This is a genomic window from Streptomyces sp. NPDC032161 (assembly GCF_040636995.1).
GTDB lineage: Bacteria > Actinomycetota > Actinomycetes > Streptomycetales > Streptomycetaceae > Streptomyces.
Genome location: NZ_JBEZVN010000031.1, coordinates 13766 through 34904 on the forward strand (window position 1 = coordinate 13766; position 21139 = coordinate 34904).

A 21139-nucleotide genomic window follows, 5' to 3' on the forward strand; every position below is an offset into this window, starting at 1 on the left:
AAGCCAGACCCGCGTCACGGCCCACGGCTTCACCTGCTCCCAACGGTCGACAGCGACCGGCGTGGCGAAGAGATCGGTCAAGAGGTTCTTCAACGCATCGAATCGGAAGATCCCTCTCGGCGCAGTCGCCATGCGCTCACACTACGGCTCGATCCTCCATATCGGGCATGCGTGCGAGGAATCACAGAGAGCAAGTCTGCTCACCTACCGAGCGTCCCCCGGGTCGGCCGGATCGTTCGCACCCTGCTCCACCACGCCGCTTGCCGGTGGCCGTCATCCCTTTGGCGTCCTGACCAGGGGAGACTGTCCCGTCTCACTTGCGCAGTTCTGACGCATGGTCGGGGACGTGCGTCTGAAGGCCCCTCGGCGGACGTTGGTATCCGGTGGCCGGCGGGCGCCGGGGCAGTTCGATCGGCGGCCAAGTGACCTCCTCGTACGGCACGGTCGACAGCAGATGGGCGATCATGTTCAGCCGAGCCCGGTGCTTGTCGTCACTCTCGACCACGTACCAGGGAGCTTCCGAGATGTCCGTGTGGACGAACATCTCGTCCTTCGCCCGCGAATAGGCCTCCCAGCGGCTGATCGATTCCAGGTCCAGCGATGAGAGCTTCCACCGGCGCGTGGGATCCTGCAGTCGGCGCCGGAACCGCTGCTCCTGCACGGCGTCGCTCACCGAGAACCAGTACTTGCGCAACAGGATGCCGTCCTCGACCAGCATCCGCTCGAAGATCGGACACTGCCGAAGGAACCGCTGGTGCTCCTCCATCGTGCAAAAGCCCATGACGCGCTCAACCCCCGCGCGGTTGTACCAGCTCCGGTCGAGCAGGACCACTTCCCCAGCGGCTGGAAGATGCTCGACATATCGCTGGAAATACCACTGTCCGCGCTCGCGCTCGGTGGGCCGAGGCAGCGCGACGATGCGTGCCACCCGAGGGTTGAGGAACTCGGTGACGCGGCCCGGACCTTCCGCTGCTGCACGACGGCCACCACCGGATGACGCCGATCCAGGCGGCAAAGCTCGGCAAGGCCCTGGAGCCCTACGACCTGTTCTGGCTGGAGGACAGCACACCCGCCGAACACCAGGAAGCCTTCCGCCTGATCCGCCACCACACCACCACCCCGCTGGCCGTGGGCGAGGTGTTCAACCATGCGGCCGACTTCCAGACCCTGCTCACCGAACGGCTCATCGACTACGTCCGGGCAGCCGCAACCCACTTCGGCGGCATCACCCCGCTGCGCAAGATCATGGACACCGCGGCGGAGTACCAGATCAAGTCGGGCTTCCACGGCCCCACCGACATCTCCCCCGTCGGCCTGGCTGCCCAAGCACACCTGGGCCTGGCCATCCACAACTTCGGCATCCAGGAGTACATGGGCCACAGCGAGGCCACGCAGACGGTCTTCCGCCAGTCGATGACGTTCGCCGACGGCCTGCTCCACCCCGGCGACACCCCCGGACTCGGCGTGGAGCTGGACGAGGAAGCCGCCGCAGCCCACCCATACCAGCAGGCGTACCTGCCCTGCAACCGGCTTGCCGACGGCACCATCCACGACTGGTGACCCCCAGGCTGCCATGCCGTGGCGAGCCGCTTGAGGGAGTTCTTCCACATCCGGCCGGTTCCTTCGTTCGAGGATCTCGAAGAGCCGACGGCAGCCGCCGGCCGACGGCCCGCATGCGCTATAGTTGATCTTGACAGTTCGCAGCAACTCGGTGCGGCTGACACTGCGTTGGTGGTCCAAGGAAAGACGCCCCGCTTCCTGCGGGGAGATGCAGGTGCAAGGCCTGCCCGGCGCTCGCTCACGGAGCCCTTCCCCCGCCGGGGGAAGGGCTCCGTCGCATTTCCGCGTACCCCTTCACCGGGGCGTCACTTCAGTTCCATGAGGACGTCGGCACGGGCGTAATAGTCGGCCACCGGGAGACGGTCGCGGGTGATCCTGACAAACCCGGCTTCCTCGTAGAGGTGGATGGCGGGAGCCAACTTGCTGTTCGTGCCGAGGAACAGGCGGGCCCCGCCGAGTGCCTGGGCGCGGTCGATCGCCGCGGCTACGAGTTGGCGGCCGATGCCGCGTCCCTGCGCGGCGGGGGCCACGGCCATCTTCGCCAGCTCGAACACGGCGTCCGGGTAGGCCAGGAGTGCGACGCACCCGACGACGGTGCCGGTGCCCGGCTCGCGCGCCAGGAGCACGTCGCCGCCTGGGCCCATGATGCGGCCGAACGGATCTCCGAGAACCGCCCGGTCCTCTTCCTGCAGGGCGAACAGGCGCGAGATCCACTCCTCGTTCAACGCGCGGAACGCGTCGGCATCACTCTGTGAGGCGATCGAGGAGACCACGGTCGGGACAGAGGTGTACGACATGAGGCGGGTTTCCTTTCCGGTTGCAGCTTCCCGCTAGCCTCTGACCCCACTCACCCATATGTCCAATACAGCATTCTCTCTCTATCAATAAGCTGGAGCTATGGATCAGCGCATCGAGCTCCGCCATCTGCGGTACTTTCTGGCTGTGGCTGAGGAACTCCACTTCGGCCGTGCCGCCCAGCGGCTGAACATTGCCCAGCCGGCCCTGTCCCAGCAGATCAGACAGCTCGAGAAGATGGTCGGTGTCGAGCTGTTCCGGCGGACCTCTCGAAGCGTCCGTCTCACGGACGCGGGAGCGACGTTCCATCCACGGGCGAGGGACCTTCTGGGCCGCCTGGCGGCCGACCTCGACGAGGCCGGCCGTGTCGGGCGCGGCGAGGCCGGTCGCCTGGACGTCGCCTTCATCACGTCCGCCACCGCGATCATCAGCGAACGGCTCCGTGAATTCTCCCGCCGCCGCCCAGACGTCCAGATCAAGCTGCACGACGGCTTCACCGTCGATGTCCTGGCGGCCCTGGAGCGGGGCACGGCCGACATCGGGATCGTGCGGGATGCCGAGGAGCGAGACGACATCGACCTTTCCCTGCTGATGACGGAACGGTTTGTCGCCGTCCTCCCGGCGGAGCACCCCTCCGCAAGGGGTAGCCATGTGCAGGCAACGGCGCTGGCCACTGACCCGCTGATCCTGTTCCCACGGACAGCAGGAGCTCAAGCGTTCGACGTGAACACACAACCGCTGCGGGATGTCGGCATCGACGTCCAGATCGCGCAAGAGTGCTCGAACTGGCACACCATCATCATGCTCGTCGCCGCTGGACTTGGCGTCACCATCGCCCCCTACAGCGTCACGACGCTGCTCCCCGCAGGCGCCCGACGGCTCGAACTCGACGGGCCTCCCACAATGAGCCGGATCTTCATGGCCACCCGCCGAGGAGACGACCGTCCTCTCGTACAAGCCTTCACCGCAGCATCTGAGTCCGTGACAGGTCGTGGCCACGACCGGACGACGAGAGCACGTTGACCCACCGGGCGAGCGCCTCCAAGTGCAACGACCGCTTGAGGGCGTACCGTGCGCAGCCTCAGCCGCCGCACCTGGAGCACCCACCGCTGGGACAACAGCCCAAGGTGGCGCACCGTCGGCGCGCACCACGGCATCGGATGCCCCAGTGGCCGGGCCCCGTCCGCGGTGCGGTTCGGGCTGCCGTGGGCAGTGCGCCTGCTGGTCGTCCTCGCGCACCGGGTGCGGCCCGTCGGCGTCGTCCCGGTCGGCGTGGCGGTCCATGGTGGCGCGGGCCCGGCCGGACGCCGCGGTGAAGGCGCCCTTGGAGGTGACGCAGTCGCTCGGACGTGAGATCGAGGGCTTCCACGTCCGTGCGTGACTCCTGACGGTGACCTCGTCATCGTACGGACAGGCGGTCATGCGTGCTGGTGGCGGTCTGTCCGGAGTGGCGGCGCCGCCCGCGACGCCGGGTACCGCCGTCTACGCTTCGCAGGTCAGGTCGTGCGCGGGGAGCCGTCCCGTGCGCAGGTAGGCGTCGACGCGCTCGTCGATGCAGGCGTTGCCGTACTCGCCGTACAGGCCATGCTGGCGGGCGCCGTCCACGGTGAGCAGCCGGGAGCTCGGCCACTGCTCGCGCATGGCCTGGGCGCCGGCGTAGAGGGTGCGGGGGTCGCCGGTGGCGTTGACGAGCAGGGCCGGGACGTCGTTGTCGAGTACGGTCGGCGCCTCCGCGGGCCGGTCCCAGAACTCGCAGGGGGTGATGTTGTTGGCCAGCGGCCCGACGAGGGGGAACCGTTCGCGGGAGGCCTGGACCGCGCGCCAGTAGCTGCCGACGCCGCGCCGCTCGGCCACGTCGCCGCAGACGATCGCGGTCATCTGGCTGGCGGGGGCCGAGCCTGCCCCGGTCAGCAGGAACTCCAGCTGCCCGGCGAGTGCTTCGGACGGCTCGACCGGCTCCCGTTCCGCGGCGCGAGACAGGAGGCGGACGATCGTGGCCAGATCGGCGCGCCGCCCGTCCAGGTCGCTGCCGAGGCCGCCGATGAAGACGGCGGGGAGGACGTGCTCGTCCAACAGGTACGCCTTCCCGATCCGCAGCGGCTTCTGCGCGGCGGCATCGAGGATGTGCCTGACCGTCGCCAGGACCTCGGCGCGCGTGGCGCCCAGCCCGTAGGTGCCGTGCCGTGCGGCGGCCCACGACGCCCATGCGCGCAGGGCCGCCTCGTTGGCGGCCTCGGCGCCGCGCAGCGGGGTGGGATTGTAGAGCTTCGGGGAGTTGACGCCGTCGAGCACCATGCGGTCGGTGCGACCGGGAAAGAGCTGTGTGTAGACCTCGCCGAGGTAGCTGCCGTAGGAGTAGCCGAGGTAGGAGAGGGCGTTCTCGCCGAGGGCGGCGCGGATGACGTCCATGTCTCGGGCGGTGTTGCGGGTGGTGACGTACGGCAGCACGTCACCGTGGGCGCGTTCGCACCGCTGGGCCAGGTCGCGCGCGACGGCGACCTCCTGTCGGTATGCCGCCCGGTCGACGCCCGCGGAGCGCAGGGGGGCCGAGCCGAGGTCCCAGCCGCAGTCCAGCGGGGTGCTCCGGCCGACGAAGCGCGGGTCCATGCCGATCAGGTCGTAACGGTCGGCGACCTCTCCCATCACCTCCGACTTGGTCAGTGGCATGTGGAGGCTGGGGCCGGCTGGCCCCCCGTCGTTGAGCAGCAGCGGGCCCACGCGGTGGGCGGTGTCGGTGGCCTTCAGGCGGGATATGGCGACAGTGATGGTGCGACCGCCGGGGTCGGCGTAGTCGAGCGGCACGGTGATGTCGGCGCAGTCGGCGCCGGCGGCGTCCAATGCCCGGCCCAGCTCGTCGCCGGATCCGAGGGCGCAGGCGTGCCAGTCGACGTGCTGGGTGTGGAAGCGGGTGACCGGGTCAGGGGCGGCGGCGGCGGTCGTCGCCGTGGCGGCGAGGACCGCCGCGCACGCCACAAAGGCCTTGATGCGTCGGGGAGTTGACATGCCCGCACGCTAGGATGACGGACACCTCGGCACACTCCGGGAAAACCCTGAAACAGGGTGGGGTCGTCCCCCAAAGGAATCGACCCGCGCGCCGAGCACGGCACCGAGGCCCGTCGGCTCGCGCCCGTCCCGTCGCACCGTACGGACCTGGCGCGGCTTCGCCTTCCGGCCGCCGCCGTTCTTCCCCGCCGCTCCCATCGCGGCCCGCAGCGCGACCCGGGCCAGGTCGACGCGACCGGGGCCACCGTTGCGGCCGGGACGTGGCCCTCGGGCCGCGCGGCCGCGTCTCCGGTCGCAGTCCGCGGGGGTGGCGGGTCACTCGCCGCCGGAACGGTGCGGATGCTCCATGCGGGAGAGCCAGGTGGTGAGCAGCGTTTCGAGTGATTCGGCCTCGGCAGGCGTCAGTAGATCCAGCAGGTGGCGTTCGTTGCGCATGTGGTCGGTGAACGCCCGGTCGATCAGTTCACGCCCGGGGCTGGTGAGGGCGACGATCCGGCCGCGCTGGTCGTCGTCGGAACGGCGGCGGGTGACGAGTCCGGCTCGCTCCAGGCGGTCGATTCTCTTCGTCATCGCACCGGTGGTGACCATGGTGTGCGCGGCGAGCTCGCCGGGCGCCCGCTCGTAGGGCTCACCGGCGCGGCGCAGTGCACACAGAACGTCGAACTCTCCCTCACTGAGGCCGTAGCGGCTGTACACGAGGCAGAGTTCCTCGGTGAGCCGGTCGGCCAGGCGGTGCAGTCGGCCGATCACTCCTTGCGGGGTGACGTCGACGTCGGGCCGCTCGCGGCGCCAGTCGGCCTGGATGTGGGCCACGCGGTCCAGCTGTTGCCGGTGTTCCATGGACCCCATGATAGCTTCCGGGGAAGTTATATTAGCTTCCATGGAAGCCAATATACGTTGGGTGGCACTGACCGCAGTCGCGCCGATGGCCTGGGGAACCAACTACTTCGTCACGCACGAGTTCCTGCCGGCCGACCGCCCGCTCTACGGGGCTGCACTGCGGGCACTTCCCGCCGGCCTGATCCTTCTGGCCCTGCGCAGGCAGCGGCCGCACGGCGCGTGGTGGTGGCGGTCCGCGGTGCTCGGGCTGCTCAACATGAGCGTGTTCTTCGTCCTCGTCTATGCCGCCTCCCAACTGCTTCCGACAAGCGTCGCCTCGACCGTCATGGCGGTTTCACCGTTGACGATGATGCTCATTGCCTGGCCCCTGGCATCCGAGCGACCCCGGACCGCGCACCTGGCCGGCGCCACGGTCGGACTCGGCGGGGTCTGCCTGATGCTGCTCACCGGGGCGGGAGGGGTCAGCGTGCCGGGAGTCCTCGCCTCGGCCGCCGCCATGCTGGTGTCGTCCCTCGGCCACGTCCTGGCCAAACGGTGGAGCGCCGGCGCCGACGTGCTCGCCTCGACCGCCTGGCAACTCATCGCCGGAGGTCTGTTCCTGCTCCCGTTTGCCGCAGCCGTGGAGGGCCCTCCGCCCGCCCTGTCCGTGCCGACTCTCCTCGCGTTCGGCTACGTCGCCCTGGTCGCCACCGCGCTGGCCTTCACCGCCTGGTTCACGGGGCTGCGGCACCTGCCCGCGGGGACAGTCGGACTGATTGGACTGCTCAACCCTGTTACAGGCGTGCTGCTCGGCACAGCGGTCGCCGGAGAGGTGCTGACGGTTCAGCAACTGTGCGGACTGGTCCTGGTCCTGGCCGGAGTCGTTCTGGGCCGACCCAAGCGCGCGCGCCGACGCGACAGCGACCAGGCACCTCCCCATCCGGTATCCGACGAGGGTCCCGGGGCGGTCGCCGCACCGTCGCGACGAACGACCGGGTGAACAGGAGCTGCGCCGACTGCTCGCCGTACCGGGCGATGTGGTCGTGGACGATCAGGTGATCGTGCGCGGGCGCGGGTGCGCCAGTCCAGCACCTGCTCGCGGGCCAGGTCCTCGATGACCAGCTCCTGGTCGCCGTCGACTCGTCTGTACACTCCGGCTCCGCGGCCGGGGCAACGGCGGCCGGGCGGGGCGCGGGGAGCGCGACCGGGGCCTCCATTGCGGCCGGGACGTGGCGCAGCGCGGCGGCCTTGGTCGACGCGGCCTGGCGGCCGATGACGCCACCTTCGTTCATTGCCGGGGTAAGTGACGCCATCTCACGCCGACGGCCGCGGCCCATCGGGGCCCTGGCGACCGCTCGCAGACGGGCAGGTGACTTTCCAGGCCGCCTCGATCATTTGGAAGATCTCGTCCACCGCGGCCTGCGGGTCTGCCGCTTCGCGGGCCAGTGAATAGGCGTCGATCACGAACCTCGCGATCGTCCGGCAGGCCGTCGTGCTCTGTGGCAGGTCGGGGACGGCGACGAGGGCCGTTGCCAACGACTCCGCGTGGCGCAGCCTCATCGACTCCTCGTACTCCCGCAAGGCAGGCGACTCGTCGATCATGCGCCGGATCGGGGCGACGCTGTCGGCCGCGCAATGCCGCACCAGGGCGTGGATCTCGCGGCGCAGCGCGGGGATGAGTGGCTCGTTCGGTGCTCGATCGGTGACTGCGTGCGTGAGGCGTTGCTCGAAGTCGTCGTCCCGCTCGAACACCAGGGCCTCTTTCGAGGCGAAGTGGGAGAAGAGCGTGGTGACGGCCACGTCGGCCTCAGCGGCCACGTCACGGATACCCACCGCGTCGTAACCGCGTTCCAGGAAGAGCCGCAGGGCGGTGTCAGCGATTTTCTGACGGGTCGCGGCCTTCTTGCGCTCACGGCGTCCGGTCGTCGGCACGGTCATGCCATCACGCTACCAGATTCAAAATCATAACCGCTACTAAACCCTAACCGTTAGTGCTATGGTCGACCGCATGAAGAAGGTGAGCTTCGCCGAGTTCGGCGGTCCGGACGTTCTGCAACTCATAGATGCCGAGGAGCCCCACGCGGGCTGCGGCCAGATACGCATCACCGTGCGGGCGGCGGGCGTGAACCCCGTCGACTGGAGGATCCGCGAAGGCCAGATCCTCGGGGCCCATCCGATCGTCCTGCCCGCCGGCGTCGGACAGGACGCCGCCGGGGTGGTGGACGAGGTCGGCGAGGGCATCGAAGGGGTCGCGGTCGGCGACCACGTCTTCGGCGAAGGGGCAAGCACGTATGCCGAGTTCGCCGTGCTGTCGGCCTGGGCCCACATGCCCGAGGGGCTGACGTTCGAAGAGGCGGCCGGGTACCCCTCCGTGGTGGAGACCGCGCTGCGCATCATCCGCGAGGTCGGGGTGCGGCCCGGGCAGACGCTACTGGTCAGCGGCGCGTCCGGCGGAGTCGGATCAGCGGTGCTGCAGATCGCCCGTCACAACGGCATCGCTGTGATCGGCACCGCCGGGGCGGCGAACCAGGACTACCTGCGCAGCCTGGGTGCCGTTGCCACGACCTACGGCAAGGGCTGGGTCGAGCGGGTACGGCGGATCGGCCGTGTCGACGCGGCCCTCGACCTGGCCGGCTCGGGCATGATCCGTGAGCTTGTCGAACTGGCCGGGGACCCACAGAAGGTGATCTCCATCGCCGATCTCGGTGCGCCGGAGTTCGGTGTCCGGTTCTCCGGCGTGGCCGGGAGCATGCCGGACGCGCTCGCCGCAGCCGCCGACCTCATCTCGCAGGGCAAGCTCCACATCCCGGTCGAGAAGTCGTACACGCTCGCCGAGGCCGCGGCAGCCCACATCGACAGCCAGGCCGGCCACACGCGCGGACGCCGAGTCCTGGTCATCTGAGCCGCTTCCGGTGCAGTCACACGGCCCGGCAAGCCGAATTCCTTGCAGCGACTTCTCCCGGCCCAATCGGCAGGCGTGCGACACGGAAGGAGCCCCCTCGCCCATCGCACCTGGCCCCGTTCACAACGAGACCCTCGGCTCCTGTCTCCACCGCCTGGCCGTCGCCGACAACCGCCCCGCCGGCGCCCTCGCCCGGCTCCTGGGCCCCCTGCCGCCGGAGTTCTCCCCGCTCAGCAACAGCACAGCCGGCTGGAGCCCCGACTCACCAGACCGCCGGCGGTTCTGCCTCTATCGCGAACGAGACTTCCGCGAAGCGCCGGGCTGAGTCCGGCACGCGGAGAACGCTGAGATCACAATCGGACTCACCCTGACGAGGCGCTGGTCATCTGGGACTGCTTGGAGCGACTCGGTGACCTCGGAACCTGCCAGCCTGCTCCGGTCACGCCCCTTCGACACCGACATGCGTGCGGTGATTACGAGGAACGTCAATCTCGTGGAACAGGGCGAGCGCGAAGTCGCCGTGAGAGATGCGGCTGGCCATGTTGACGTCTGGAACGGAGTACCGGCTTGAGCCCACCCCGGCATGATCGAAGTCACCAGCTGGACTGACGACCAGCCAATCCAGCGTGGTCACCGAAGCGTCGATGAAGGTGGCGGTGAGGTCGAGAAGCTCCGGGAGCGGCAGGGTGCGGCCGGCGGGCCGCTCCCCCGGTCCGGCAGGGGCGGAAGTGTGGCGGCAACGGCCCTGGACCGCTCCTTGCGGTGGGACGTGGGCCCGACGGGCTCGTCTTCCACCACGGTGATGACACCTGCCGGACACGGGGCGGCAGCCGGCACCGCGCCCCGGAACCGGAGCGCGGTGCCGGGCGGTCCTGCAAGAGCGAGTCCAGGCCGTCGTCCTCACTCCGGTCGAAAAATGCCGGGCCGGCGAGCACACACCGGCCGGTACTGGGGCAGCGGTCCCGAGCGGTGGTCGCCCTCACCCTGGACACCCCGATGGAAGAAGCGGGAGTGAATGATTCCCGTGTCCCACTATCCACGGCAGGAATCGCCTGGTCGCGGAGGCGGAGGACGGCCGGTGACCGGGCTCCCTCGTATGGATGCTCCTCGTCAGGTCGGCGACGCAGAACTCCTACGGCTCGGACCTCGCCGAGAAGTACGGGTGGATCAACCGCGCCCTGCCCGACGGGGAACTCGACACCCGCGTCGACGACCGCGGCTGTGCGCGGCGGACCGGCGAACTCGCCCGTCACATGCACAGGTACGGACGCGCCCGTGTCGCCAACCCGCCTTCCTGGCCCCCCTCGAACCGTTCCTCGTACCCCGCGAGGGCGACCCGCAGAGCGTGCCGCGGTGCGTGCTCGACGACATCGTTCACGCCGCGCAAACTGACCGGTATGCGCGGTTCACCGCCTTCTACGGGAAGTTCTACAATCCGGACGTGAACCTGGGCGAACGCATCAGCCAGGAGGTGGTCACCGCCCATCGGAGCACGGCGACGCGCTCGGCCCCGGTTGTCGTCCACGTCGTGGTACCGGCCTGATGCGAAGACTTCCGTGCGGACGCCGCAGCGGTAGGGGAGACACGGGAGAACGGCGAGCCGGTCCTGATCCCGCACGAGACCGCGGACCGTGTCCTGCCGGTCGACGCGACCGGAAGGCGCTTCGAGGACGTCGTACCGGCCGCGGAAATACGTCGAGATCGACGGCGCACCGCACGGACCGCTGTGGACGCCCGCGACGAAGTCGGCCACGCACTGCTCGGTTTCATCAAGCACTGAACAGCGGAGGAGAGATGCCCATGAACCAGGAATTCGATCTGAAGGCCGTACTCACCGAACTGCTCTACGGAGACGAAGCGACCGAGCCGCTCGAAGACACCCTGGACAGGTTGCTCACACCGGATTTCGTGCAGCGCATCAACGGCCGTGTGCACCAGCGGTCCGAATTCGCCGCGCATGTGCGCGAGATGCGGGCGCGGGTCGCCGACGGCGGAGAGCTGCGCACGCTGCAACTGATCGGCACGGACAGCATGGCGGCCGGCCGGTTCCTGTTCCGCACGGTCTCGCCGGAAGGGGCGGAGCTGGCCTTCGAGTCCCATCTGTTCGCCCACGTCAGCGGCGGCAGGGCCGAGTCCTTCGTGGAGGTCGCCCGGCAGGTCGCCACCGACGACGACAAGGACCTGCTGGCCGAGGATTCACTTTCCTGAGTGCCGGACACATCCCAAAACTCTTGCCACGGATCGGCCGGAGCACCGGATCAGAGCAGTGCCGCAGGGCTTTCGTCGTGCCGTCCCGCCGGTCAGCGGGCGGTGGCGGCCGTCGCCCTGGTCCGGCGGCCCGGAAGACGGCACCCCCGCCGTGGCAAGCCGGACCTGCCACACGGCCCGCGCCACCCAGGCGGCGCCGGCGAGGCCAAACCGGCGACCGCCCGACGCGCCGCTCCCCGGACCGGACGCAGAGCGGGCTTCGTGATGTCGTCGTTCACCCGGCCATCCTGACCTACGGCAAGCCCCTGGTGCCAGGTCGCGATCGCTTCACCGGCCTCGACCGGCCGACTCCACCGCGACCTGCTCTCCGTTGCCCCGGACCACCAACTCGATGGTCTCACCGCCGGGTTCGGCCGCGGCGGTACTGGGCGACGCCCCGCTCGGCGGTCTCGCTCAGGTTGTGCCGCACATGCCACCGATCCGTGCCCCGCACCGCCTGCGGCGCTCCGGCCGCGGCGCTCCGGCGGGCCGGAGGCGGGTCCGGCGCACCGAATTGACCGGTTCGGTGACGTGATGCCCGGTGCCCCGACCGGCTTCCGGAGCCTCGCTGCGGCTCCGTGCGCCCACCGATGACGAGAAGGGGCGGAGCGGCTCCCGAATGCCTGTTATCTTTGCGTGACTTCGCCACGGAACTCTCGGTCATGCTTTGGCCTTTGCTGTGGTGGAGTCGACGGGGCGGAGCGCACGACTGCCCCCGGCGCTTTTCGGTCCCGACCTGCAGCCGAACGGGCTGACCTGAAGCTGAGGATGCGCATGGCACGCACCGGCCGGGACTAATGACCCCGCTGCCCGCTCGACGCGGGCAGGCGTCCGCAGGCCCCGGGGAGGGCCGGCCGTGCCGGCTCGTGGCGGCGGACGGGCAATGACCACTGCACGTGTACGGGCACTGTCAGAGTTCGAGGCTGGCCCGGACTGTCATGGCTGGACGGAATGACGCAGCACAACTTATTCGGCAGGACGAAGCGGGCCTCACGAGGGATTCCGGCCCCAGGGACGGGGCGTCGCAAGCAGGCGAGGCGTTCGCGCGGCCGTCTGCCGCGCAGACCGGACTATCCGCGCGCCGGCCGGAGCGGCTGGCCGCGATGGGTGCCCTCGTGGCGGCTGGTCCTGGGCTCGTGCCTGACGCTCGTCGCGATCCTGCTGACGGTGGTGGGTATCGCCTACGCGCGTACGGACATTCCCAAGGACCTCAACGCGTTCGCCACCCAGCAGGACACCGTCTACTACTGGGCCGACGGCACCCCCATGGCCCGTACCGGCTGGGTGAGCCGCCAGGAGATGCCGCTGTCGAAGATCCCCGACCACGTGCGGTGGGCCGTGCTCGCGGCGGAGAACGCCGATTTCTACTCCGACCACGGCATATCGATGCAAGGGATCACCCGCGCGCTGTGGCGCACGGTCGGTGACGGTGACACCCAGGGCGGGTCCACCATCACCCAGCAGTACGTCAAGAACGTCTATCTGTCACAGGACCAGTCCTTCTCGCGGAAGTTCACCGAGATGCTGCTGGCGGTCAAGCTGGACCGGCACGTGGACAAGGACAAGATCCTCCAGGAGTACCTGAACACCAGCTGGTTCGGCCGCGGCACCTACGGTCTCCAGCGTGCCGCGCAGGCGTACTACGGCAAGGAGGTCACCGAGCTCGACGCCAGCGAGGGCGCGTTCCTCGCGTCCCTGCTCAAGGGCGCCTCGCTCTACGATCCGGCCGTCAACCCCCGTAACCGCGCACGGGCCGTCGAACGATGGCGGTGGACGCTGGACCGCATGGTGGAGATCGGCAGGCTGAGCCGGGCCGAGCGCGCCAAGTACACCACCTTCCCCGAGCCGAAGCCGCCGCACGGGCCCAGCAGCACGGGCGGGCAGAACGGATACCTCGTCCAGCTCGCCGAGTCGTACACCAAGCGGGCCGGGCACATCTCCGACGCGCGCTTCGACCTCGGCGGCTACCAGATCTACACGACGTTCGAGAAGCCGCGGATGACCGCGCTGACGCGGTCCGTGCGCGAGGCGCGCGGCGCGCTCGATCCCGAGCGACGCAAGGCCGACCGGCATGCTCGGTTCGGGGCCGCGTCCGTCGCCCCGGACGGCCGCATCCTCGCCGTGTACGGCGGGCCGGACTTCGAGCGCCAGGCCTTCAACGAGTCCAACGCGAGCACCGTCCCGGCCGGCTCGGCGTTCACCCCCTTCGTCTACGCCGCCGGTCTGCAGCACGGGATCACACGCAAGCGCAACGGTCCACGGTCCGCCGTCACCCCGTCGACCGTGTACGACGGCGACGACGACATCCCGGTCACGACTCCCGAAGGCCCCTACTGGGACCGCGGCGGGAAGATGGTCAAGGGCAACAACGACGGCAACCGTTCCTACGGTCGCATCAGCCTGCACGACGCCATGGCCAAGTCCGTGAACTCCCCCTTCCTCCAGCTCGGCATGGACACGGGCCTGAAGCAGGTCCGCAGCACCGCGGAGGCATCGGGACTGCTCCCGTCGAGCTTCGGTCCGCCCGTTCCGGCGTTCGCGATGGGCAACTCGACGCCCAGCGCCATTCGCATGGCCGACGCGTACGGAACGTTCGCGGCCCACGGCATGCACACTGACCCGTACTCGGTCAGCAAGGCCACGCGCAACGGCGAGCCGGTCCGGCTCGACCTGCCGCGGGCGAGGCGCGCCATCCGGTCCGCCGTCGCCGACGAGGTGACCGCCGCGCTCACCCGGCCCGGCGGAAGCGGTGCGGCCCCGTCCGCACCGGTCGCCGCCAAGGCCGGAACCACCGAGGACGACACCGCGCGCTGGTACGTCGGATACGACCCGGCCGCCGCCACCGCCGTCGTCGTGTACCGCATGGACCTGAACCGGAGCCTCGCGCCGCTGCCGCTCAAGGGGCTGGGCGGTGCCTCCGCGGGCAACCGGGACTTCCCGGCCCAGATCTGGAACACGTACACGAAGGCCATGACGAAATGACAAGAGCCCGAGCGAGGTCCGCGTCCCGCCGCAAGCAGATCCGTCTCACCCCCGGTGCCGCCCTGGGACTCGCGGCCTGCCTCGTGGCGGCGGGTTCCGCGGCGCTCATCCCGTTGCTGTCCGACGATTCCGCGGACGGCCGGACGCCGGAACGGACCACGCACACCGTCGCCGCACCGACACCGACCAGCCGGGACAGCCGCGACGCGAGAGAGGAGAAGGACGAGGAGTGGGACGGCAGGGTCAAGATCCTGGGGGACGGCTCCACGTCCTACACCGGACCGCAGCCGGGCCGGCTGAAGGCGAAGCGCCTGAAGCCGGGCGAACGGCCGCCCCAGTTCGTGGTGTTCTCGTGGGACGGTGCGCTCGAGGGCGACGACCACATGTTCTCGCGCTTCCGCCGTGTGGCGAAGGAGAGCGACGCGCACATGACGTTCTTCCTCACCGGCATCTATCTGCTCCCGAAGGACAAGAGAGACCTCTACCGGCCGCCCCAGCACAAGTCCGGGGCCGCCGCGATCTCGTACCCGACGCGCGAGCACATCCGCACGACGCTGAAGCAGCTCGGCGGTGCCTGGAGGGAAGGCCACGAGATCGGGTCCCATTTCAACGGCCACTTCTGCGAGAAGAAGGGCGGCGGGGACTGGAACAAGGACGAGTGGACCAGCGAGATCAACCAGTTCTACTCCTTCGTCCAGAACTGGAAGACGAACACGGGCTTCAAGGACCTCGATCCGCTGCCGTTCGACCCCACCCGTGAGGTCGTCGGCGGGCGCGCCCCCTGCCTGGAGGGCCAGAAGACCCTGCTGCCCGCCCTCAAGCCCTTCGGCTGGCGTTACGACGCGAGCTCCCCGGGGGACTTCCAGATCTGGCCGTCGAAGAAGAACGGCATCTGGAACCTGCCGCTGCAGATGCTGCCGTTCCCGGGCAAGGACTTCCAGGTGCTGTCCATGGACTTCAACTTCCTCTACAACCAGTCGGAGGGCAGCACCAACGGCGACCCGGCGAAGTACGAGGCATGGCGCAAGGAGGCGCGGGACTCGTACGTCGCGGGCTTCGAGCGGGTGTTCCACGGGAGCCGTGCGCCGATGTTCATCGGGAACCACTTCGAGGACTGGAACGGCGGGATCTACATGGATGCCGTCGAGGACACGATGCGCGAGATCTGTCCCCGCAAGGACGTCCGCTGCGTGTCCTTCCGCGAGCTGACCGACTGGCTCGACGCACAGGACCCCGAGGTCCTCGCCCATTGGCGAACTCTCGACCCCGGCCAGCCCGCGAACTGGAAGCAGTAGACGGCACGTTGGCACCGGACGGCGAGGCTCCGTCCGGTGCCAACGGTGCCCGCGGGTCCGTTCGAGGCACTGGGCGGCTGGTCGCGCCGGACGATCCGCCGCCATCGAGGACGCGGCGGATCAGGGCCCCGTACCGAACTCCCGGCCCCCGCGCGTCGCTGGAGACATGGACCAGGCGGCAGCCTTGTTCGGCAGCGGCCGGCGCCACGCGGAACGCGCCGTCGGCGGTGACCGCCCAGTCGGACCGGCCGCTGGATGCATTTGGCCCGCCCGTGAGCGCGGCGTACGTCCGGATGCGGCAACCGGGCCGGTGACAGGTCCGGCTCGCACGCGCGAGGCGTACGGGCCGGGGCCACCGTGAGAGAGCACCCCTTGTCCGCGGTCCGACGGCCGCAGCCGGGACGGGAAGTCGGGCGGCGCCACTGCGCCGAGCCTTCGCGCGTGCAGCAGTCAGCCGTACTGACGAAAATCCAGCATGTAGAAGACCTTGTCGTAGCGCTGTTCGCCGACGGCCACGAACCGGGGAAGAAGGCCGTATTCGGCGAAGCCCAGCGACCGGTAGAGGCGCAAGGCATTGGCGTTGTCGCCGCGGGCGTCCAGGGTGAGGACTTCGATGCCCGCCTCCCGGGCATCAGCGATCAAGGCAGTCGTCAGCGCCCGGCCGATGCCACGGCCATGGACAGCGGCGGCCACCGCGACCTTCTCCAGATCAGCGTGTGGCCGATGGGTCGGGCGAGCGTGGCGGAGCCAGTACCCCAACCCGACAAGCCGACGGTCGAGGTAGGCGGCACGCAGGGCCGCGTCCCCGGCCTGCACCGCGGAGACGACGCGACCGAGGAGTTCCGCCACCTCCTCCCGCGAGGGTGGTTCGACCCAGCCCAGTGCGGCACCTCCACCGACCAGGTCCGCCAGGATCCGGTGAGCCGACTCCGCGAACCGGGCCTCCAGCTCCGGATCCGAAGCCAGCCCCGTGGCATCGAGGACGGTGGGCTCAGTGGTCGCACCGCTGGTTGTCGCCGGTTCCATGACGAGCAGCCTATCCAGGCCGAGGCCCGTATCCGGCCTGTCCGCAATGGACCCCGTACAGCCGCGCCGGGCTCTTCCCGGTCGGGCCGGCCTGCCAAGGCATCCCCGAGGTGCCCGCTGCCGTCACGGACGGTCGACTCGCCCTCGTCGAGGAGCCGGAGAGCGGTCGGCCCGATGAACCGCCCCGCAACGAGCATCTGGATGCCACTGTTCCGGCGTCACGGGCGCGCTGCCCGGCCGCCGGGGAGCCGAGCACGCGCGGCTCCCACCCCCGCCCTCCATCCGCCCGAACCCCGGTACGGGGCACCGCAAGACCTGGTCCGGAACCCGCAGAGCGCGGCTGTGGTCAGTGCTCCTCAGGCGAATCCCACCACCTCACGCACGACGGAGAGCCCTCGGGTGAGCTGCTCCATACTCGGCGTGGCGAGCGCGAGGCGCAGAGCGTTGGCCCGCTCGGGCGACGTGGCGAACGCGTCACCCGTGGAGACGAGGACGCCTCGCTCGGCGAGTGCGCGGGCGACCAGGTCACCGCGTGCCTCGTCGGGGAGGGGGAGCCAACCGTGGTAGGCGCGGGGGTGCGCCCGGTATCCCAGGTCGGCGAGTTCGTGCGTGGCGGCCTTCTGACGTACTCGCGCGTCCGCGCGCCTGGCCGACTCCATCGCGTGAACGGTCCCGTCGGTCAGCCACCGCGTCACGAGCGCGCTGGCGACGGTGTCGACTCCCCAGCTCGTCGCGCGCAGCACACGTGAGACGGCGTCGAGGTGGGAGGTGGGGACGACGAGGTAGCCGATGCGCAGTCCCGGGGCCAGGTTCTTCGAGAAGCTGCCCACGTAGAAGGTGCGCTCGGGGGCGAACGCCTGGAGCGCCGGAGCCGCTGCGGTGTCGAGGAACGCGTAGGTCGCGTCCTCGACGAGGTGGAAGTCGTAGGTACGGGCAAGCTCGGTGACACGTTCGCGCGCGGACGTGTCCAGTACGAAGCCGAGCGGGTTGTGCAGGGTCGGCATGAGATAGGCGGCCGAGACGTGGCGGGACCGGCACAGCGCTTCCAGGGCGTCCAGATCGGTACCGTCCGTGCCGCATCGAACGGGCACGAGGTCGAGGTGGCGCAGCTGCGCCACGAGCTTGATGCCGGGATACGTCAAGGAGTCCAGGGCGACGGGTGCGCCGGGCCGGGCGACGGTCGCGAGGGCGGTGTCGAGACCGTGCTGTGCCCCGTTGGTCAGGACGACGTTCGCGGGCGGTACGTCGATCCCCCTCCCGAGAAGGTACGTCGCCACCGCAGCCCGCTCCCGCATGTGCCCGCCGGGCGGCGATTGCCGGAGAAGCGAAGCGAGGTCTCCTTCGGAGGCGAGCTCACGGAGTGCCCGGCGCAGGGCGAGCGGTTGCTCCTCCGCGAGAGGCTGGTTGAACGAAAGGTCCGCGACCCGGTCGGTGACGGGGATGCGACGGGCGTCCGTGCCCGCGAATCCGCTGAGGTCGCGTACGAACGTCCCGCGCCCCCGCTCCCCGACGGTGAGCCCGGCATCAGCGAGTTCCCGGTACGCCTTGGTTGCCGTCGCCAGGGCGATGCCGTGCTTCCGGGCCAGCTCACGGTGGGTGGGAAGGCGGGTGCCCGCGGGCAGCTCGCCGGAGCGGATCGAGGCCGCGATCCGGTCCGCCACGGCCTTGGAGCGTTCGATCCGCATGGGCCTCAACCTCTATGACAATTCGCTGAATGCATCATTTCCGCTCTCGGACGGTCGTGTCCATTCCACCGACGCCACAGAGAGGGAGGAACCGTGATGCCGGAATCGCGCAGCGTCCGCCAGTGACGAGCGGCGGTGGCCTTGGTGCCCCAGCAGGACGGGGGCCGACGGCCCGGGACGGCCCCCGTCTCCGCTGCCTTGCTGCATAACCGCAGTTCAACGCCCTGCATACACGTGCCTGCAAGGGCAGACGGTGACCGGCCTTCCCGGCCGTTCGTGTGGGGCAGTCTGATGCTGCGCCGAACGGCCCCGGACAGACCTCCCTCGTCGGAGGGCATCGAAGGTACGCGTCCGGGCCTGGTCGCGCGCGGTCCGCCCTTCGTTTCTTCCTCAAGGAGTGCACCATGCCCACTGCCCGCAAGGCCCTCACCTCCCTCCTGTCGGCGATCGTGCTCGCCGGCGGTCTGGCCGTCGGTGCCGTCGGCCAGGCGAATGCCGCCACATGCAACACGTCCAAGGAGGCCAAGATCGACGGGGCGCAGGCCTCGTGGAGCCTGACCTGCACCAACAAGGGCGTACGGGTGTCCGGTTGGGTGGAGGACACCCGTATGGACGGCAAGTGCGCCGTCGTTCGCGTCGTCGGCGGTGGCACGCAGAAGACGAAGAAGGCGTGCAGCTCGGGTGTCCGGGAACAGTTCGCCTTCACCTTCCCGGGGAAGCAGGCCGAGGTTCGCCTGGCCATCGTCTGACCACCTCCGCCGCAGCCCCGGGTGCCCGGCCGGCCCAGTGGCCGGCCGGGCATCCGGGGTCGGGTAACGAACGGCCCTGGGAGTCGAGATCACTCCGTTTCGAGGAAGTCCTCGATCTCCGCGGCCACTTCGCGCGGCAGCTCGACGCCCGGGAAGTGTGTCTCACCGTTGAGCCGCGTGTAGCTGAACCACGGGTTCTTCGCGCGGAACTCGTCGTGCAGAACGTCGTAGCTCTCGTCCTTCGGGTGCGAGAACACGTGCCGGACCGGGCGGGGCTCGGTCAGCTTCTCGAGGCGGCCCATGGGCGATCCCCAGGTGTTGTAGGCGTTCTCGATCTCCCGGCACGCGCGCGCCCACATCGCGAACCCGTGGCCGCCGGCCTCGTACATCATGTGGTGGCGGACCGGCTCGTTGTCACTGCCCGCGAGCCAGGCGTCCACCAGCGCCTGCCGTCCGGCGACCCAGGTCTCCTTGTTCTGGATCGCGTGGAGCCCGGCGACGAACTCCGGCGGCGCCGTCGTCATGATCAGGTCGAGCAGCATCAGCCGGGGGACCCGGGCCCGGCCGGCCTTCTCGGCGATGCCCATCGCCGCCCAGCCGCCGTGCGAGTGCGAGATCGGCACGAAGGACTCGATCTCCAGGGCGTCGAGCAGGGCGATGGTGTCGTCGACCTGCTCGGCGACGCCGAAGTCCCCCACGGGCGTCCGGTCCGGGCCGTGCTCGCGCCAGCACACGCGCACCACCCGGTGGTCCTCGCGCAGGTGGGGCAGGAGCCGGTCCCAGGTACGCAGGTCGTGGCCCCACCCGGTCAGCAGGACGAGGGCCGGGCCCTGGGCGAGCCCCTGGTCGTCGAAGGCGATCTGTACGCCGTTGACGGTCATCGTGTTCATCATCGTGAGCGCTCCGGTTCATGGATGGCGGATGAGGAGAGGGACGTACGTATGCGGGTCGCCGCGAGCTGTGGCCGGGCGTACAACGGGGACCGGCCCGCCGCGGACAGCAGGGGGTTGCGCACCACGTCGGGCACCGCGTTGAGCAGCCGCATGCGGTACGACGTGCGCTGGGTCTGTTCGACGCCGGGGCGTCGCTTGTTCTCCCACGCGACGAGCGCGCTGCCGAGCGGGATGTCACGGCGTGACACCTCGGCCGCCAGGGCGACGGCGTTGGTCATCGCCGTGCCGCCGCCCTGACCCAGGTAGGGCGGCTGGGCGTGCGCACTGTCGCCGAGAAGGGCGACTCTGCCGCACGACCAGGAACGGAGTCTGATCAGTTCGAAGGTGTCCCACCGGGCCGTCGCCCTGCCGAGTTCCTCGATCAGCGGGCCGAGGGTGGGAAAACTGCGGTGCCAGGAAAGGGCGTTGACCGGGGATTCGCGGGTCGCTTCGTCGGTGGTGTCCGAGACCAGCGCGACATAGGTCGAGTCCGGGGTGCACGGGGTGTACAGGAGACGGCGACGGCCACGGAAGTACTCCAGGTGGAGGGGGGCGTCCCCGGCCGGGACGTGCTCGGGCGACGCCGGGATCATCATCCGGGCCGCGCCCTGCTTCATCCGGATGCGCCGTTCCACGAGCCGGAGTTGGTCGCGCAACCGGGAATGGACGCCGTCGGCCGCGACCACGAGGTCCGCGGTGACATCGGGCGAACCCCTGAACTCGACCCGGCCGTCGGGATGGGCCCGGGTCGCCGTGGACCCCGTCACCACCTCCACCCCCGCATCCTCGGCGGCGGCCACGAGGGAACGGATCAGTCGGTCGCGCAGCAGGGTGAAGCAGCGCGGTCCGCCTTCCGCGTTGATGCCGATCCGGTAGAGCGTGTTCCCGAGGTGGGACCGCCCCTCCACGGCGGGTCCGATGTGCGCGCCCCGGGTGGCCCCGGTGAACGCTCCGACGGCTTCGAGCGCGGAGAGGCCGTTGTCCCAGACGTAGATGCCGGCTCCGGCCGCGCGGATCTCGGACTGCCGTTCGTGGAGGCGAACGCTCCAGCCGTTCCGGGCGAGTGCGGCGGCGGCGGTGAGGCCGCCGAGGCCGGCGCCGATGACCTCCGCGTGCCGTTGTTTGCCCATGTCAGATCCTCTCC

Annotated in this window: 17 protein-coding genes and 3 pseudogenes; 9 read left to right on the top strand and 11 right to left on the bottom strand. The window is 69.8% G+C overall.

Features of this window, described 5'->3' with window-relative positions; all coding sequences use genetic code 11:
• Positions 1 to 313 precede the first annotated feature (313 nt).
• Positions 314 to 955: pseudogene (locus tag AB0E67_RS30035) on the bottom strand (polyphosphate kinase 2); the annotation flags it as partial.
• On the opposite strand from AB0E67_RS30035, the pseudogene AB0E67_RS30040 reads away from it, so the two are divergent.
• A pseudogene (locus AB0E67_RS30040) lies at positions 955 to 1560 on the top strand (enolase C-terminal domain-like protein); the annotation flags it as partial. The pseudogenes AB0E67_RS30035 and AB0E67_RS30040 overlap by 1 nt on opposite strands.
• A 305-nt stretch (positions 1561 to 1865) precedes the next feature.
• On the opposite strand, the gene AB0E67_RS30045 reads toward AB0E67_RS30040, so the two are convergent.
• Positions 1866 to 2357: a GNAT family N-acetyltransferase gene (locus tag AB0E67_RS30045; RefSeq protein WP_362032426.1), complete on the bottom strand. Its 492-nt coding sequence runs from the start codon at positions 2355 to 2357 to the stop codon at positions 1866 to 1868.
• A 100-nt stretch (positions 2358 to 2457) separates the two neighbouring features.
• On the opposite strand from AB0E67_RS30045, the gene AB0E67_RS30050 reads away from it, so the two are divergent.
• Complete coding sequence (locus AB0E67_RS30050) at positions 2458 to 3378, top strand: LysR substrate-binding domain-containing protein (protein ID WP_362032429.1); 921 nt, start codon at positions 2458 to 2460, stop codon at positions 3376 to 3378.
• A gap of 459 nt (positions 3379 to 3837) precedes the next feature.
• Here the strand turns inward: AB0E67_RS30050 and AB0E67_RS30055 are convergent, their stop codons facing one another.
• Both AB0E67_RS30055 and AB0E67_RS30060 read right to left on the bottom strand, forming a co-directional pair.
• Positions 3838 to 5358 carry an alpha/beta hydrolase gene (locus tag AB0E67_RS30055; RefSeq protein WP_362032432.1) on the bottom strand — a complete coding sequence of 507 codons (1521 nt, stop codon included), beginning with the start codon at positions 5356 to 5358 and terminating at the stop codon, positions 3838 to 3840.
• 315 nt (positions 5359 to 5673) lie between these two features.
• Entirely contained in the window at positions 5674 to 6198 is a 525-nt protein-coding gene (locus AB0E67_RS30060) for a MarR family transcriptional regulator (RefSeq protein ID WP_362032435.1), read from the bottom strand.
• Positions 6199 to 6238: 40 nt separating this feature from the next.
• Between AB0E67_RS30060 and AB0E67_RS30065 the strand changes: the two genes are divergently transcribed.
• Positions 6239 to 7177 (top strand): EamA family transporter, encoded by a 939-nt coding sequence (locus tag AB0E67_RS30065; protein WP_362032438.1) that lies wholly within the window; start codon positions 6239 to 6241, stop codon positions 7175 to 7177.
• 314 nt (positions 7178 to 7491) lie between these two features.
• Here AB0E67_RS30065 and AB0E67_RS30070 read toward each other — a convergent pair whose 3' ends face one another.
• Complete coding sequence (locus AB0E67_RS30070; RefSeq protein ID WP_362032441.1) at positions 7492 to 8115, bottom strand: helix-turn-helix domain-containing protein; 624 nt, start codon at positions 8113 to 8115, stop codon at positions 7492 to 7494.
• A 70-nt stretch (positions 8116 to 8185) separates the two neighbouring features.
• Here AB0E67_RS30070 and AB0E67_RS30075 point away from each other — a divergent pair, with 70 nt between their 5' ends.
• Positions 8186 to 9079: an NADP-dependent oxidoreductase gene (locus tag AB0E67_RS30075; protein WP_362032444.1), complete on the top strand. Its 894-nt coding sequence runs from the start codon at positions 8186 to 8188 to the stop codon at positions 9077 to 9079.
• A gap of 439 nt (positions 9080 to 9518) precedes the next feature.
• Here AB0E67_RS30075 and AB0E67_RS30080 read toward each other — a convergent pair whose 3' ends face one another.
• A complete protein-coding gene (locus tag AB0E67_RS30080) occupies positions 9519 to 9713 on the bottom strand; it encodes a hypothetical protein (RefSeq protein ID WP_362032447.1) in 195 nt (64 codons plus the stop codon).
• 723 nt (positions 9714 to 10436) lie between these two features.
• Here AB0E67_RS30080 and AB0E67_RS30085 point away from each other — a divergent pair.
• A complete protein-coding gene (locus AB0E67_RS30085) occupies positions 10437 to 10622 on the top strand; it encodes a hypothetical protein (protein WP_362032450.1) in 186 nt (61 codons plus the stop codon).
• A gap of 257 nt (positions 10623 to 10879) precedes the next feature.
• Positions 10880 to 11287, top strand: coding sequence for a nuclear transport factor 2 family protein (locus tag AB0E67_RS30090; RefSeq protein WP_362032453.1), 408 nt, complete (start codon positions 10880 to 10882; stop codon positions 11285 to 11287).
• A 90-nt stretch (positions 11288 to 11377) separates the two neighbouring features.
• Here AB0E67_RS30090 and AB0E67_RS30095 read toward each other — a convergent pair.
• A pseudogene (locus AB0E67_RS30095) lies at positions 11378 to 11565 on the bottom strand (DUF4328 domain-containing protein); the annotation flags it as partial.
• Between the two features lie 712 nt (positions 11566 to 12277).
• Between AB0E67_RS30095 and AB0E67_RS30100 the strand changes: the two are divergent.
• Together AB0E67_RS30100 and AB0E67_RS30105 are read left to right on the top strand one after the other, a co-directional pair.
• Positions 12278 to 14308 (top strand): transglycosylase domain-containing protein, encoded by a 2031-nt coding sequence (locus AB0E67_RS30100; protein ID WP_362032455.1) that lies wholly within the window; start codon positions 12278 to 12280, stop codon positions 14306 to 14308.
• Positions 14305 to 15603: a hypothetical protein gene (locus tag AB0E67_RS30105; RefSeq protein WP_362032458.1), complete on the top strand. Its 1299-nt coding sequence runs from the start codon at positions 14305 to 14307 to the stop codon at positions 15601 to 15603. The genes AB0E67_RS30100 and AB0E67_RS30105 overlap by 4 nt, the downstream gene beginning before the upstream one ends.
• Before the next feature lie 450 nt (positions 15604 to 16053).
• Here AB0E67_RS30105 and AB0E67_RS30110 read toward each other — a convergent pair whose 3' ends face one another.
• Positions 16054 to 16629, bottom strand: coding sequence for an N-acetyltransferase (locus tag AB0E67_RS30110; RefSeq protein WP_362032461.1), 576 nt, complete (start codon positions 16627 to 16629; stop codon positions 16054 to 16056).
• 356 nt (positions 16630 to 16985) lie between these two features.
• Positions 16986 to 18314 carry a PLP-dependent aminotransferase family protein gene (locus AB0E67_RS30115; RefSeq protein ID WP_362032463.1) on the bottom strand — a complete coding sequence of 443 codons (1329 nt, stop codon included), beginning with the start codon at positions 18312 to 18314 and terminating at the stop codon, positions 16986 to 16988.
• A gap of 404 nt (positions 18315 to 18718) precedes the next feature.
• Here AB0E67_RS30115 and AB0E67_RS30120 point away from each other — a divergent pair, with 404 nt between their 5' ends.
• Positions 18719 to 19063, top strand: a complete 345-nt coding sequence (locus AB0E67_RS30120) for a hypothetical protein (protein ID WP_362032466.1) — start codon at positions 18719 to 18721, stop codon at positions 19061 to 19063.
• A gap of 89 nt (positions 19064 to 19152) precedes the next feature.
• Here the strand turns inward: AB0E67_RS30120 and AB0E67_RS30125 are convergent, their stop codons facing one another.
• Positions 19153 to 19944: an alpha/beta hydrolase gene (locus tag AB0E67_RS30125; protein WP_362032469.1), complete on the bottom strand. Its 792-nt coding sequence runs from the start codon at positions 19942 to 19944 to the stop codon at positions 19153 to 19155.
• 8 nt (positions 19945 to 19952) lie between these two features.
• Positions 19953 to 21125, bottom strand: a complete 1173-nt coding sequence (locus AB0E67_RS30130; RefSeq protein WP_362032472.1) for an NAD(P)/FAD-dependent oxidoreductase — start codon at positions 21123 to 21125, stop codon at positions 19953 to 19955.
• Between the last annotated feature and the right edge of the window lie 14 nt (positions 21126 to 21139).

Bases quoted from the DNA above. Each gene is read 5' to 3' on its own strand.
- AB0E67_RS30045 (WP_362032426.1), bottom strand. From the start codon at position 2,357: ATGTCGTACACCTCTGTCCCGACCGTGGTCTCCTCGATCGCCTCACAG.
- AB0E67_RS30125 (WP_362032469.1), bottom strand. From the start codon at position 19,944: ATGACCGTCAACGGCGTACAGATCGCCTTCGACGACCAGGGGCTCGCC.
- AB0E67_RS30050 (WP_362032429.1), top strand. From the start codon at position 2,458: ATGGATCAGCGCATCGAGCTCCGCCATCTGCGGTACTTTCTGGCTGTG.
- AB0E67_RS30075 (WP_362032444.1), top strand. From the start codon at position 8,186: ATGAAGAAGGTGAGCTTCGCCGAGTTCGGCGGTCCGGACGTTCTGCAA.
- AB0E67_RS30105 (WP_362032458.1), top strand. From the start codon at position 14,305: ATGACAAGAGCCCGAGCGAGGTCCGCGTCCCGCCGCAAGCAGATCCGT.
- AB0E67_RS30115 (WP_362032463.1), bottom strand. From the start codon at position 18,314: ATGCGGATCGAACGCTCCAAGGCCGTGGCGGACCGGATCGCGGCCTCG.
- AB0E67_RS30065 (WP_362032438.1), top strand. From the start codon at position 6,239: ATGGAAGCCAATATACGTTGGGTGGCACTGACCGCAGTCGCGCCGATG.
- AB0E67_RS30090 (WP_362032453.1), top strand. From the start codon at position 10,880: ATGAACCAGGAATTCGATCTGAAGGCCGTACTCACCGAACTGCTCTAC.
- AB0E67_RS30110 (WP_362032461.1), bottom strand. From the start codon at position 16,629: ATGGAACCGGCGACAACCAGCGGTGCGACCACTGAGCCCACCGTCCTC.
- AB0E67_RS30130 (WP_362032472.1), bottom strand. From the start codon at position 21,125: ATGGGCAAACAACGGCACGCGGAGGTCATCGGCGCCGGCCTCGGCGGC.
- AB0E67_RS30060 (WP_362032435.1), bottom strand. From the start codon at position 6,198: ATGGAACACCGGCAACAGCTGGACCGCGTGGCCCACATCCAGGCCGAC.
- AB0E67_RS30070 (WP_362032441.1), bottom strand. From the start codon at position 8,115: ATGACCGTGCCGACGACCGGACGCCGTGAGCGCAAGAAGGCCGCGACC.
- AB0E67_RS30120 (WP_362032466.1), top strand. From the start codon at position 18,719: ATGCCCACTGCCCGCAAGGCCCTCACCTCCCTCCTGTCGGCGATCGTG.
- AB0E67_RS30100 (WP_362032455.1), top strand. From the start codon at position 12,278: ATGACGCAGCACAACTTATTCGGCAGGACGAAGCGGGCCTCACGAGGG.
- AB0E67_RS30055 (WP_362032432.1), bottom strand. From the start codon at position 5,358: ATGTCAACTCCCCGACGCATCAAGGCCTTTGTGGCGTGCGCGGCGGTC.